The organism is Streptomyces sp. 8N616 (assembly GCF_052246385.1).
Lineage (GTDB): Bacteria > Actinomycetota > Actinomycetes > Streptomycetales > Streptomycetaceae > Streptomyces.
In genome coordinates this window covers 109,943-123,088 of the sequence record NZ_JBQQBY010000017.1, presented here as the reverse complement: position 1 = coordinate 123,088, position 13,146 = coordinate 109,943, and the positions used below count along the sequence as shown (strand labels likewise).

At 69.1% G+C, this 13,146-nt stretch carries 11 protein-coding genes and 2 pseudogenes; 3 read left to right on the top strand and 10 right to left on the bottom strand.

Going from position 1 to position 13,146, the window contains the following annotated elements:
* The 8 genes and pseudogenes from ACTWQC_RS17755 to ACTWQC_RS17720 form a co-directional block, all read right to left on the bottom strand.
* Complete coding sequence (locus ACTWQC_RS17755) at positions 1-717, bottom strand: ABC transporter ATP-binding protein (RefSeq protein ID WP_443316730.1); 717 nt, start codon at positions 715-717, stop codon at positions 1-3.
* A complete protein-coding gene (locus tag ACTWQC_RS17750) occupies positions 714-1,550 on the bottom strand; it encodes an ABC transporter ATP-binding protein (protein ID WP_443316670.1) in 837 nt (278 codons plus the stop codon). The genes ACTWQC_RS17755 and ACTWQC_RS17750 overlap by 4 nt, the downstream gene beginning before the upstream one ends.
* Entirely contained in the window at positions 1,537-2,580 is a 1,044-nt protein-coding gene (locus ACTWQC_RS17745; RefSeq protein WP_443316669.1) for a branched-chain amino acid ABC transporter permease, read from the bottom strand. The genes ACTWQC_RS17750 and ACTWQC_RS17745 overlap by 14 nt, the downstream gene beginning before the upstream one ends.
* 122 nt (positions 2,581-2,702) lie before the next feature.
* Positions 2,703-3,599: a branched-chain amino acid ABC transporter permease gene (locus tag ACTWQC_RS17740; RefSeq protein WP_443316668.1), complete on the bottom strand. Its 897-nt coding sequence runs from the start codon at positions 3,597-3,599 to the stop codon at positions 2,703-2,705.
* Positions 3,596-4,858 (bottom strand): ABC transporter substrate-binding protein, encoded by a 1,263-nt coding sequence (locus tag ACTWQC_RS17735; RefSeq protein WP_443316667.1) that lies wholly within the window; start codon positions 4,856-4,858, stop codon positions 3,596-3,598. The genes ACTWQC_RS17740 and ACTWQC_RS17735 overlap by 4 nt, the downstream gene beginning before the upstream one ends.
* A gap of 188 nt (positions 4,859-5,046) precedes the next feature.
* Complete coding sequence (locus ACTWQC_RS17730; protein ID WP_443316666.1) at positions 5,047-6,150, bottom strand: hypothetical protein; 1,104 nt, start codon at positions 6,148-6,150, stop codon at positions 5,047-5,049.
* 487 nt (positions 6,151-6,637) lie between these two features.
* Positions 6,638-7,423, bottom strand: a pseudogene (locus ACTWQC_RS17725) (MFS transporter); the annotation flags it as partial.
* Positions 7,424-7,663: 240 nt separating this feature from the next.
* Positions 7,664-8,603: pseudogene (locus ACTWQC_RS17720) on the bottom strand (zinc-binding dehydrogenase); the annotation flags it as partial.
* Here ACTWQC_RS17720 and ACTWQC_RS17715 point away from each other — a divergent pair.
* On the top strand, positions 8,529-8,699 hold the full coding sequence (locus ACTWQC_RS17715) for a hypothetical protein (protein ID WP_443316733.1): 171 nt from the start codon (positions 8,529-8,531) through the stop codon (positions 8,697-8,699). The pseudogene ACTWQC_RS17720 and the gene ACTWQC_RS17715 sit on opposite strands and share 75 nt — an antisense overlap.
* 105 nt (positions 8,700-8,804) lie before the next feature.
* Here the strand turns inward: ACTWQC_RS17715 and ACTWQC_RS17710 are convergent, their stop codons facing one another.
* Positions 8,805-9,227 (bottom strand): YjbQ family protein, encoded by a 423-nt coding sequence (locus ACTWQC_RS17710; RefSeq protein WP_443316665.1) that lies wholly within the window; start codon positions 9,225-9,227, stop codon positions 8,805-8,807.
* A gap of 163 nt (positions 9,228-9,390) precedes the next feature.
* Here ACTWQC_RS17710 and ACTWQC_RS17705 point away from each other — a divergent pair, with 163 nt between their 5' ends.
* Positions 9,391-10,503, top strand: a complete 1,113-nt coding sequence (locus tag ACTWQC_RS17705) for an NAD(P)-binding domain-containing protein (RefSeq protein ID WP_443316664.1) — start codon at positions 9,391-9,393, stop codon at positions 10,501-10,503.
* A 31-nt stretch (positions 10,504-10,534) separates the two neighbouring features.
* On the opposite strand, the gene ACTWQC_RS17700 is transcribed toward ACTWQC_RS17705, so the two are convergent.
* Positions 10,535-12,403 carry an ABC transporter ATP-binding protein gene (locus ACTWQC_RS17700; RefSeq protein WP_443316663.1) on the bottom strand — a complete coding sequence of 623 codons (1,869 nt, stop codon included), beginning with the start codon at positions 12,401-12,403 and terminating at the stop codon, positions 10,535-10,537.
* 271 nt (positions 12,404-12,674) lie between these two features.
* Here ACTWQC_RS17700 and ACTWQC_RS17695 point away from each other — a divergent pair, with 271 nt between their 5' ends.
* Entirely contained in the window at positions 12,675-13,055 is a 381-nt protein-coding gene (locus tag ACTWQC_RS17695; protein WP_443316729.1) for a MarR family winged helix-turn-helix transcriptional regulator, read from the top strand.
* The last annotated feature ends 91 nt before the right edge of the window (positions 13,056-13,146 follow it).

The following is a 13,146-nucleotide window of genomic DNA, read 5'->3' as shown; positions in this document are numbered from 1 at the left end:
CTATGCACTTGATCCGAGGTACGCCTCGCGCAGGTTGACGGTCCGCAACTCGTCTCCCACGCCGGTGTACACCAACGTTCCCTTTTCCATGATCAGCGCGCGGTCCGCGAACGGCAGCGCGCCGGCGTTCTGTTCCACCATCAGCACCGTGGTGCCGTCGGCCTTGATCCGCGAGGTGACCTCCCACACCGTTCGCGCCACGGTGGGCGACAGGCCGAGCGAGGCTTCGTCGATAAGGAGCAGCTTGGGGCGGGACATCATCGCGCGCCCCACCGCCAGCATCTGCTGCTCGCCGCCGGACAGCGTGCCGGCGAACTGGTTCTCCCGCTCGGCCAGGAGCGGGAAGTAGTCCAACACGAGGTCCATCTGCCGCTTGAGCGTCTTGGAGTCGCGGCGGCGGGACCACGCGCCGAGCTTGAGGTTCTGACTCACCGTCAGCCGGGGGAACAGCCGCCGGCCCTCCGGGCTGAGCGAGATGCCGCCGGCCACCCGCTGTGACGGCGAGCCCTTGCGCAGCTCCTTGCCGTCGAAGGTGATGGATCCGGACTGCGGCTGCAGCATCCCCGCGACTGTGGTGACCGTGGTGGTCTTGCCCGCGCCGTTGAGGCCGAGCAGCACGCAGCACTCGCCCTGCTCGACGTCGAAGCTGACGCCGTGCAGCACCGGGTACTGGTCGTAGCCGACCACAAGGTCGCGCACTTCGAGCAGCGCCATCAGACGTACTCCTCCCTCGTCCGCTCGGTGGCCGGCGCGTCGGCCGCGGCGACCGTGGGTGCCTCAGGTTCCTCCGGGTCCTCGCCCATGTAGGCGCGCACGACCTCGGGATGCCGCCGCACCTCGTCCGGTTTGCCTTCCGTCAGCACCTCGCCGAAGTTAAGGCAGTAGACGTAGTCGGACACCCTGGTGACCAGCGGCACATGGTGGTCGATCATCACGATCGTCACGCCGAACTCCTTGCGCAGTTCGAGCAGCGTGTCGCCGAGCTGGTGGGCTTCCTCCGGGCCCATGCCCGAACCCGGCTCGTCCAGAAGCAGCAGGTCGGGGTCGGTGGCCAGCACCGCGGCGATCTCTATCTTCTTGAGCACGCCGTAGGGCAGGTCGGCCACTCGGGCCTGCGCGACTCCCTCGAGGTTCATCAGCTCGAGGATCTGGTGCGCCCGGTCGGCGAGCCTGCGCTCCTCGGCGAAAGTGGCCGGTCCACCGAGGATGCCGGCGAAGGGGTCGTAGTCGGTCTCCAGGTGCTGGGCGGTCACCAGGTTCTCCAGCACGGTGGTGTTCTTCACCAGGCCGACGTTCTGGAACGTGCGGCCGATCCCGAGCTTGGTGCGCTCGTGCACCGGCTTGCCGGTGATGTTCATGCCCCGGTAGCGGACACTGCCACTGGTGGGGCTGTAGAACCCGGTGATGCAGTTGAACAGCGTCGTCTTGCCGGCCCCATTCGGGCCGATGATGCCGACGATCTCCCACTCCCCAACCTTCAGGTCAATGTGCTGCAGCGCCTTCACGCCGCCGAAGTTGATACTGACGTCGCAGGCCTCAAGCACGGACATCGGTGACCTCCACGTCCCGTACCTTCCCGGTGTGGATGTCGAATTTCCGGCCGAGCATCCATTCCTTGATCGGCGCGATCTGCTGCCCGATACCGCCTGGGTGGGTGGTCAGCGTCAGGATCAGCAGGATGGGGCCGAGGACATGGGGTACGAAGCTCAGCGGCAACCCGATGCCGTCCTCAATCAGCCAGTCCACGCCGACGGAGTCCAACAGCCAGGTCTTGAACAGCCAGCCGCCCTCCATGAGTGCGAAGAACACCGAGCCGATCACTACTCCCGCACGGTTCCGCAAGCCGCCCACGACGGTCATCAAGATGAACGACAGCGCCAGCTCAAAGCCGAAGTTTTGCGGGACGATCAGGTCCTTGCCGTGCGCGAACAGCGCTCCGGCCACGGCCGCGAACACTCCCGAGGTGACGAACGCGAGCAACGTGTAGGCCTTGACGTTGATCCCATAGGAGGACGCCACCCTCGGGTTCTCCCGCAGGGCCTGCAGTGCCCGTCCGCCCTTGGTTCTGGTCAAACGCCAATCCAGCCACAGCACCACGACCACGAACCCGAGGCACAGGTAGTAGTAGGCCATGGGGCTCTGGAACCCCATCGGCCGCGTGACCGCCTTGCCGGCGTCACCGCCCGTGAAGCTGATGATTCCGAAGATGCTCTCCTCGGTGAACACGCCATAGGCGAAGGTGACCAGCGCGAAGTACAACCCGGTGAGCCGCAGCGAGATCGCACCGAGCACCGCTGCCTGCAAGCCACCCACGATCGCCGCGATCGGCACCGCAAACCAGAAGTCGATGCCCAGGTCGACCTCCATGTAGGCCGCCATGAACGCCCCGATTCCCACGAACGCCTGGTGGCCGAGCGAGATGGTGCCGGTGTATCCGATCAGGATGTTGAGCGAGAGGCCGATGATCACGAACACGGCAGCAGTGATCAGATGTCCGATGTCCTCGCCATCGAGGTCGAAGGGCGACAGGAAGTTGCCGGGGACCGCGAACACGAACCACGCCAGGGCTGCCCACGCCACACCGCGGGCGAACCACCCGGCGGTGGTCGGCCGGAACCGTGACTCGGGCTCCCCCACCACGCTGGGCAGAACGAGCGTGCTCTCGGCGGACGCCTCCTTGCCGGGCGATGCCTGTACCGCACTCATACGCCGACCACCTTTCGCGTGAACAGGCCCTCCGGGCGAAGCAGCAGGACTACCAGCAGGAACAGGAAGAGGATCGTCGCCTTCGGCCCGGGCAGGCCGGCCAGCGCGCTGAGCGCACCCAACTGCTCCACGAAGCCCACCAGAAGGCCGCCGGCCAGCGCCCCGGGCATGCTGCGCATCCCGGCGAGCACCGCGGCCATGAGGCCAGGCAGCAGCGCCGCACCGCCGCCGAAGGTGAGGAACGCCGCGGTGAAGGTGTCGTTGGGACCCGACAGGATCCCCGCCAGCCCACCGAGGGCCGCGGCGATTCCCCACGTCATCATCGACACCCGGCGCACGCTGATGCCCACCAGCTCGGCGGCGGTGGCCTCCTGCTGCGCGGCCTGGATCGCCAGCCCGGACGGCGACCGGAAGAACGCCGCCAGCGCCAGCGCCACCACGATCAGTACCAGCACCGTGATCACCTTCTGGTAGGTGATGGCGACCCCCAGAACCGTGGCGATCGAGCCCTCGACGATCGGCGGCATCTCCCGGATCGGCTGCTCGTTGGTGAGCCAGAACTGGATGCCGATCGCGGTCGTCGCGACACCGGCGGTACCTACCAGCAGCGTCACCTTCGAGCTGTGCCGCAACGGGCGGATCACCACTCGCTCCGTCACCAGCCCCATGACGACGGCCACGGACATGCCGAACAGCAGGCCCAGCGCGTAGTCCCAGTGCCACATTTCCACGGCCACGAAGGCTGCGAACAAGCCGGTGGTGCCGAACTCCGTCTGCGCGAAGTTGAACACACCGGTCGCGCGGTACACCAGCACGATGCCCAGGGCTACCAACGCGTACACACTGCCCCGGAACAACCCATTGGCCAGGGCGACGACCAGCTCCTGGCTCACGGCTTGTACCTCCCGGGCCGGGTCTTGTACTGCCGCGAACCACAGTCGGCTTCCAGCAGGTACATAGCGCTGCCACCGAACTTCTTGTTCGGTGCGAACCTGGCCGCCGGGAACACCCCGGAGTCGAAGGTCTTGCCGCTGTTGAGCGTCGCCATGAACGTGCGGTGGCTCAGGTTCTTGCCGGCCGCCTGGAGCATCTGACCGACCAGCTTCTCGAGGCCCCAGGCATTGATTGCGATATCGTCCGGATCAGCTCCGCCGTTCTTCGCCCGATACGCTTTCCGGAACTCGGAGTCGATCGAGTCTATCCTGTCCAATTGCGGGAACGACGAGAAGAATCGGGCGCCGTCGATCTGCGGGCATCCACCCGCGGCAACCAGGTTGAGCCCGCTCGTGTTCCCGGGACCGTAGAATTTCACGCTGCACGTCAGCGCCTTGGATACATTCACCAGGCCGCCAGGGCTCGCGTTCCACACGACCGCCTTCGCACCGCTGTTGCAAATCTTCGCCGCGATCGACGCTGCTTCGGACTGGATCTTCTTCGGAGCGCGCTCGTTCAGCACGAGTTTGCTTCCGAACGCCTGCTTCAGCGAATTGCCCTGCGCCCTGGCATAGTTGTCCAAATTATCGTTCTCCGCCACGATCAGCCCGACCTTCTTCCCGGAGAAGGCCGCCCTCATCTCACGTGTGATCATCGGCGCCTGCTGCTCGTAGGTGAGGTAGGCCGCGAAGTAGGTCCGCAGCGCGTTCAGCGATCCGAGACGCGGATTGGCCTCATGCACACCGCCCGAGATGTAGGGCCACTGCCGGGAGTTCGCGTAGCGCGCGCAGGCGTCGATCTGGTCGGCACCGGCGGAACCGATGACCAGGAAGTACTTCTGTTCGATGAAGCTCTTGCACTTCGCTACCGCAGTCGACGGGTCGAAGTTGTCGTTCTCGAGCCTGACAACGAGCTTCCGCCCGTTGATCCCGCCCTTCTTGTTGACGTAGTCGGCGTACACGCCCACCGCGCGCGCGATCGAGTTCTGGGGGATCGCCGCCGCGCCCGTCACCGGTGCGTGTACGCCGATCTTGATCGGCGCGCCCGGCTTCAGCGGCGTGGGATCGCCGATTCCCGGCGGCACCGGCCCACCGCCACCGCCACCGCTGCCGCCCCTGTCACCGCTACCCTCAGCGCCCGTCCCGGTCCCAGTCCCGGTCCCGGTCCCGGTGGCGTCTGTGCCGGCGCCCGCACCCGCGTCCGGCGCGCCGGTGTCCACGGCGCCTGGGTCAACCGGCTGACCGTCCGTACCAACCCCTCCGACCGCACCTGCAGCGGTGCCCTGTCCACTCGCTCCATTCGGCCCGGCGTAAAGCCCGCTCACGCCCGGCTTCTGCCCGCAGCCCGAGACCACCCCAAACGCCAGCGCCACCGCTGCGATACCGATCTGCCTCGACCGTCGCCGGATCACTGCGCCTCCTTGAAATACGTCTTGATCGCCCGGAGTTGGTCGAGCGCGCGGCCCACACCGTGACGCGCACCTGACAGCACCGGCTCACCGTTCGGGCCGAGCGCGAACATCACCGCATAGGCGAGCCCGAGCCCGACCGGGATCAGGAAGAGAACTCCGCCGGGGATGTCCTCCAGCATTGAGCCCACGTGCGTCACCGGGGTGGCCGCAACCGGCGACCGCGGCCCGCTACTACGGGCTACGTCCTGGGCTTCCGTGGCGGCCGGCGCCTGGGCGTCCGGCGCCGGGGCGGCATCTGGCATGGTTCCCGCATCCGCCGGTGCTTCCCCGGAAAAGTCCGTACCGGCACCTGTGTCGACCGCGCCCGAATCGCCCGTCGTCCCGCTGCCCGCGGGTGTGTCAGCCGGCGGTTGGGATGTCGCTCCCCCAGTCGCCACCAGCTTCATGCCGATGCCCTTGTCCGACGGCCCGTCCCAGGTCACCTGGAAACTCATCGGCGCCTCGACCTGCTCCACGAGGGCGATCGAGGTGGGTAGCTGACTGTCCTCCGCTAGCCAGAGCCGCGCGATCGACGTGAGGTCGAAGTGCCAGAGCCCGTCCTTGCCGCGTTTGCCGGCAACAGCGGCGCGTTCACAGTCGTAAGCCGGCCGCGACGACCACTTTCCACCCTCGGCCTTGGTCCAGAACGCATCCGTGACAGGGCACGCCACGACCTTGACGCCCTTGCCGTCGGAGTTCACGTTCGAGTCGGGGGCGGACGATTCCCTCAGCACCACATCGAACGAGGTAACATCCGCGCCCGGGCCGTACTTCAGCGCGAACTCGATGGCCGCGACCATCTCCTCCGCACCATTGACCGCCGCCACGGTCATCGCACCGGCCGGCACATTCGGCGACGTCGGCTCAGGGCGAGCGACGAGGCCCGATTTATCGACCTCGTTCTCGTCGTTGCTCTTCCACCACCAACCCGCCTGAGAAACTTTTCCTCCGATGGAGGGGCCCGGCTCATCGGCGGGCGCCGCGCTGACCGGTGCGGCCGCACTGAGGACCACGGCGCACGACGCGGCGAACCCGGCGCCGAGACTGCTGAGAGTGGACATCTGTCTCCTTGGCTAGTCCAACTACACTGTTGAACTAAATTGCTTGGGGGCCGGTGAACTAAATCGCTTGGGGGCCGGCAAGTTATGTAGCGGACCTGGTCGCGTCAACGAACAGTCACGAGCCCGATTTCGGTCTCCCACGACTCGAGGTACACACTGGCCCGCGGGCATCGAGGAACACCGGGTCACGGAGGCGACCCAGAAGTCTGCCCTCACTGGCGACATCCAGCGCGCACCCGCATCGTGGTCGCGCCGGGCCAGTCGGCGTCTTGCAGGCGACGTGTACCCGGAACCGACATACGCACCTGGTCGACACGGCCGTCGGCCGTTCCAGCATGAGTGGGCGCGCTGCGTACGGCGCCCAACATGGCGTCAGTTACACGCCTGCGCACATCTCTTTTCGTAAGGTGCCGGGTCGTGGGCACAGATGATCGCCAGGTCGGGGTCGGGCACCCGACCCGGCGAGCCGACTGGCCGCCGTCGTACCGACCAGCACCGTGCCGAGATGCCCGCGCAGGATGGTCCGCAGCGGGGAGCTCTGCTCGCTCTTCTCCTTCTCGGCCAGGGCCCGTTCGGCGGCTCGGAACTCGGGGGTCTCCTCGACCCTGGTGTGGATGTACCAGGCAAGGCCCAGCACAAAGAAGCCGACGAGGAACGGCACGCGCCAGCCCCAGGCGACGAAGGCGGTTTCACTGGTGAACGCGCCGGCCAGCAGGAAGACCGAGTTGGCGGTCACGACGCCGATGGGAACGCCGAGCTTGACGACACTGCCGTAGAGCCCGCGCTTCCCCTCGAGGGCGTACTCGGTGGCGAGCAGCATCGCGCCGCCCCACTGGGCACCGACGGCTATGCCCTGCATGACGCGGTACACGACGAGCAGCAGGGGGGCCACGATGCCGATCGTGGCGTACGTGGGGAGCAGCCCGATGCCCGTCGTGGCGACGCCCATCAAGGCCAGCGCGAGCACCAGCATCGGTTTGCCTCCGCGCTTGTCACCGAGATGGCCGGCGATGACGCCACCGAGCGGGCGGGCCAGGAAGCCGACGGCGAACGTCGCGAAGGAGGCCAGCACCCCCACGGTGGGGCTGCCCGCGGGGAAGTAGAGCTCGCCGAGGACGAGCGCCGCGGCGATGCCGAAGACGAAGTAGTCGTACCACTCGACGGCCGAGGCGAGGGTGGCGGCCGTGGCCACCCTGCGCCGTCTCCTTGCATTGTCGGCCGCGGCCGTGGTGGGGAGGGGATGAGCGGATGCTGCGGAAGACGCCGTGTCCATGGGTGCACACTCCGGTGGGTGCGGCGACGGGGGGGCGGCATCGCGATTGCGGGGAACGTACTGACCGGACGGTATGTACGTCAACGGGTTGTGCAGCAGATCTTTCACCTGTGCGGTACAGGTAGTTCGGGCCAGGCCAGCACTGTGGGCCGGCGTCATGGGACGCCGGGCCGGAGCCGGAGACGACCGCAGGACGGCACCGCTCGGAGAGCCTGGGCTGAGCGGGCTGGGCGCGTGGACTCAGAAGACGATCAGCGCGCGGCCTCCCTTGGCCTCGATCATGTTGTCGAAGGCAGCCGAAATGCCGTCGAGTGTGATGCGCTCGGTGACGAGGGCGCCGAGGTCCAAACGCCCCGAGCGGATGTGGTCGGCCAGGACGGGCAGGTCCTGGGTGGGGTCGGAATTGCCGTAGACGCAGCCGGAGAGCGTGCGGCCCCAGTGGAAGATCTCCAGCGCGTTGAACGCGACCTGCTGGTCCTTGCCGCCGATCCCGACGACGGTGGTGTGGCAGCCGCGCCGGGTGGACTCCCATGCGGTGCGGATGGTCACGGCGCGGCCCACACACTCCACGGCGACGTCCACGCCCTGCCTGCCGGTGAGCCCGCGGATCGTGCGGGCGGTGGTGTCGGAGGCCAGGACATAGTCGGTTGCGCTTGCGCCCGCCCGGCGGGCGAGCTCCTCCTTCGCCGGCGACACGTCGACGGCGATGATCTTCGACGCGCCGGCGATCCGGGCGTCCTGCAGCGTGGCCAACCCCACGCCGCCCACGCCGAACACCGCGACGGACTCGCCTTCGCGGACGCGCGCGGAGTGGTGGACGGCGCCGTATCCGGTGAGCACCGCGCATCCGAGCAGCGCCGCGTCGGTGAGCCGGACCCCGGCGGGCGCCGGCAGCACACAGGCCGCGGCGACGACGGTCTCCTCGGCGAAGGCGGCGACGTTCAGACCGGGATGGAGGTCGGTGCCGTCGTCGGCCCTCTTCGCGTAGACGGCGCCCACGCCGGTCAGCGCCTCGGAGCACAGCCACACCTCGCCGAGCGAGCAGGCGTGGCAACGGCCGTAGGGCGGCGCCCAGTTGAGGACGCCCCCCGTCGCCGGGCGCCACATGCGTGACGCCCTCGCCGACGGCGAGGACCGTACCCGCGCCCTCGTGACCCAGCACGGCGGGCACCGGCACCTGGTGTTCCTCTCCGCCGGGGTCGAGACGGTGAGCCGGTACGTCAAGGGCGACAGCAGTCCCGTCTCCCTCACATCCACACCGACCGTCGCCACATAACCGTCACGGAGCTGGAACTGCCCCGCACCCCACGGTGTCGTCGACCCCGCACCCTCTCACTTGGTGCGGCCGGAAATCGGCCCTACAGTCGTGGCCGCACCAGGGCTACCCGATAAACGACAAGCGAACCTGACGGTTGGGATTATCCCTGTTCGTATCCACGAGGCAAACGGACTGCCAGGTGCCGAGTTGCAACTGTCCGCCGACGACCGGCAGCGTCGCGTGCGGCGGCACGATCGCGGGCAGGACGTGGTCCCGCCCGTGCCCCGGACTGCCGTGCCGGTGCTGCCAGCGGTCGTCGGCGGGCAGCAGTTGGTGGAGCGCGGTCAGCAGGTCGTCGTCGCTGCCCGCGCCGGTCTCGATCAGGGCGACGCCGGCGGTTGCGTGCGGTACGAAAACGTTGAGCAGCCCGTCGCGGCCGCCCGCCGCCTCGCGCAGGAAGTCCGCGCAGACCGCGGTCAGGTCGTGCACCGTCTCGGAGGATCCGGTGGCGACGTCGATCATGCGGGTGGTGAAGGCATCGGACATACCTCCATCCTGGCCCAGGCACGGGGAGACGCGTCCACGTGGCGGGACGCCGTTGACTGTGCGTGGGGGCCGCTGCTGGTGGCGGTGGGGCTGAAGCCTCCCGGGGTCGGACGGGAAGATTCCCGCTTCCGGGCGAGTTGGCAGAGGCGTGAATGACAGCGGGGTGCGAGACGTCGAGGTCGTGGTCATAGGGGCTGGGCAGGCGGGGCTGTCCAGCGCGTATCACCTGCGGCGGACCGGTTACGAGCCGGACCGGGATTTCGTGGTCCTGGACCACTCGCCGCGGCCCGGCGGCGCCTGGCAGTTCCGCTGGCCGACGCTCACCTACGGCAGGGTGCACGGCATGCACGCCCTACCGGGCATGGAGCTGACCGGGGCCGACGAAACCCGGCCCTCGGCGGAGGTCATCGGCACGTACTTCGACTCGTACGAGCGCACCTTCGGTCTGCGGGTGCGCAGGCCGGTGGACGTCAGGGCGGTACGGGAGCGCGGGGGCGGCAGGCTGCTGGTCGAGACCTCGGCCGGATCCTGGGCCACCCGCGCGCTGATCAATGCCACGGGCACCTGGGACCGGCCCTTCTGGCCCCGCTACCCCGGCCAGGAGACCTTCCGCGGGCGGCAGTTGCACACCGCCCAGTACCGGGAGCCGCAGGACTTCGCGGGCCTGCGTGTGATCGTCGTCGGCGGCGGCACCTCGGCCGTACAGCACCTCATGGAGATCGCGGAGGTGGCGGCGGAGACCACGTGGGTGACTCGGCGCCCGCCGGCCTTCCGCGAGGGCCCGTTCGACGAGGACCGCGGGCGGGCTGCCGTCGCGCTGGTCGACGAGCGGGTGCGGAGCGGGCTGCCGCCGCAGAGCGTGGTGTCGGTGACCGGGCTGCCCATGACCGAGGCGATGCGGCAGGCCCGGGAGCGCGGTGTGCTGGACCGGCTGCCGATGTTCGAGCGGATCACTCCGGAGGGGGCGGTCTGGGCGGACGGCCGTACGGTCGCGGCGGACGCGATCCTGTGGGCCACCGGGTTCCGGGCGGCGGTCGGCCATCTGGCGCCGTTGCGGCTGCGCGAGCCGGGCGGCGGCATCCGTGTCGAGGGCACGCGGGCGGTCCGTGATCCGCGCGTCCACCTGGTGGGCTACGGTCCGTCGGCAAGCACCATCGGCGCCAACCGCTTCGGGCGCGCCGCGGTCCGCGAGATCCAGGCATTGCTCGAGTACGACGAGCGGACTGCGGTGCCTGACGTGCCTCCCTTGCCTGGCTCGCTTTCCGTGCCCGCGTGACACTCGGCATTCCAGGCCATCGCGCTGGACCTCATTGGCCGAGGACACCCACCGGGTCGCGCTCCGGAAGGGGCTCCCGTTCCCGCGCCTGGTCGGCGAGTTCCGCGTCGCGGCGGACGAGCGCCGCGTAATGCCCAGCCAGGGCGAGCAGTTCCTCGTGCGTCCCGCGCTCGGCGATGCGCCCGCCGTCGAGCACGACGATCTGGTCCGCCCCGCGGACCGTGGAGAGCCGGTGGGCGATGGTGATCGTCGTCCGGCCCTCGGACAGGGCGTCGATGGCCTGCTGCACCGCCTGCTCGGTACGGGTGTCGAGGGCGCTGGTGGCCTCGTCGAGAATGAGGACGGGCGGGTCGCGCAGGATGGTGCGGGCGATCGCCAGGCGCTGCTTCTCGCCGCCGGAGAAGCGGTAGCCGCGCTCGCCGACCAGGGTGTCGTACCCGTCGGGCAGGCCCGCGATGTGGTCATGGATCTGCGCGGCCTTCGCCGCCGCCTCGATCTCGCCGTCGGTCGCATCGGGCTTGGCGAAGCGGAGGTTGTCGGCGACAGAGGCGTGGAAGAGATACGTCTCCTGGGAGACGACGCCGACCGTGCGGGCGAGCGTGTCGAAGTCCAGGTCCCGCACGTCCACTCCGTCCAGCCGGACATGACCGCTCGTCACGTCGTAGAGCCGGGGCACCAGATAGCTGAGCGTGGTCTTCCCGGAACCGGTGGTCCCGACGACGGCAAGGCTTCCGCCGGCAGGCACGGCGAGGTCGATGCCGCCGAGTGTCGCGGCACCGCCCGCGTGGGCCTCGGCACCGGCGTCGTAGGAGAAGTGCACATCCTCGAAGCGGACGTCGCCGCGCACCTTCTCCAGCCGCACCGGCTCGGCGGGCTCGGTGATGTCCACCGAGAGGTCGAGGTATTCGAAGATGCGCTGGAAGAGCGCGAGCGAGGTCTGCACCTGCACGCCCGTGGACAGCAGACTGACCGTGGGCCGGAACAGGCCCTGCTGGAGGGAGACGAAGGCGACCAGGGTGCCCAGCGAGACGGCGGGGCCGCCCAGTTGCAGCGCAACCCCCGCGGCCCAGTAGATGACGGCGGGCATGGCGGCCATCACGATGCCGATGACGGACATCCGCCAGCGCCCCGCCATGTTGGAGCGCACCTCGAGGTCGACGAGGCGCTCGGACTCGTCGGCGAATACCTTGGTCAGGGATTCGGCCCGGCCCATGGTCCGGCCCAGCAGGATGCCGCTCACGGACAGCGACTCGGTGACGATGGCGGCCATCGCGGCCATCTGCTTCTGCCGCTGCGAGGTGATCTTCTTGCGCTCGCGGCCGACCCTGCGGCTGATCCAGACGAACAGCGGCAGCAGGGCCAGCGAGACGGCGGTCAGCCGCCAGTCGAGGGCGAGCATCGCGACGACGGTGGCGACCACGCTGGTGAGGTTCGAGACCAGCGAGGTGGCGGTGGAGGTCACGGTGGCCTGCATGCCGCCGATGTCGTTGGCGATGCGGGACTGCACCTCGCCGGTGCGGGTGCGGGTGAAGAAGGCCAGCGGCATGCGCTGCAGGCGGGCGTAGACCGCGGTGCGCAGATCGTGCATCACGCGCTGGCCGACGGTGGTCGAGATCAGGGTTTGCAGGACGCCGAAGATGCTGCTCACCACCGCGGCGGCGATCATGCCGAGGGCGAGCAGGCTCAGCAGCCCCGTACGGCCCTGGGGGATGGCGGTGTCGAGCACCTCGCGCAGCATGAACGGCGAGGCCACGGTGACCAGCGAGGATGCGGCGACCAGCAGCCCCACGACGGCGAGGCGGCCGCGGTAGGGGCGGAAGAGCCGGAGGATCCGCCGCACCTGCGCGGGCTGTTCGGGGTCGGGGGGCGGTGGGGTCCAGTCGGGTCCGTCGGGATGCATGGGCTCCTACGGGCGGATTCGTCTTCGTTCGGCAGTGACGAAGAGAGCCTAGCTCATTGTTACCTATATTCACAATGAACTCTGTCCTGCTATTCTCGCGGACATGCGCTCCTCCCACGACAGTTCCGGCCACGACGGCTCCGGCCACGACCTGTCCGGCCCAGACAGGTCCGGGCCCGAAAGGTCCGGGCCCGAAAGGTCCGGGCCCGAAAGGTCCGGGCCCGACACCGATGGTCCGCTCGCCGAGCAGCTGCTGCGGCTCACCCGGCGGATGCACCGCGCGCAGAAGCGGCATCTGGAGCCGCTCGGGCTGACCCCGGCCCAGTCCCGGCTGCTGCGCACCGTGACCCACTTTCCGGAGCCGCCGCGGATGGCCGATCTGGCCCAGCGGCTCGAGGTCGTGCCGCGGGCCGTCACGACGCTGGTGGACGCGCTGGAGGCGAACGGATCCGTGCGCCGCGTGCCCGATCCGGTCAACCGCCGGGTGGTGCGCATCGAGCTGACCGACCAGGGACGGGGAGCGCTCAAGGCGCTGCGCACGGCGCGCCGGGCCGCCGCGGAGGACATTCTGGCCCCCCTGACAGCGGATCAGCGCAAGGTGCTCGGCGAGCTCCTCGCGGATCTGGTGGGCGCGCCGGACACCCGCTGCTGAGCGCCGTCGCCTGGGGAGCCAGGCGCGCCGTGCTGCAGGGCCGGCCCGCGGCCGAGCGTTTCAGGCGCCGGCAGCCAGGCGCTTCGGGCCC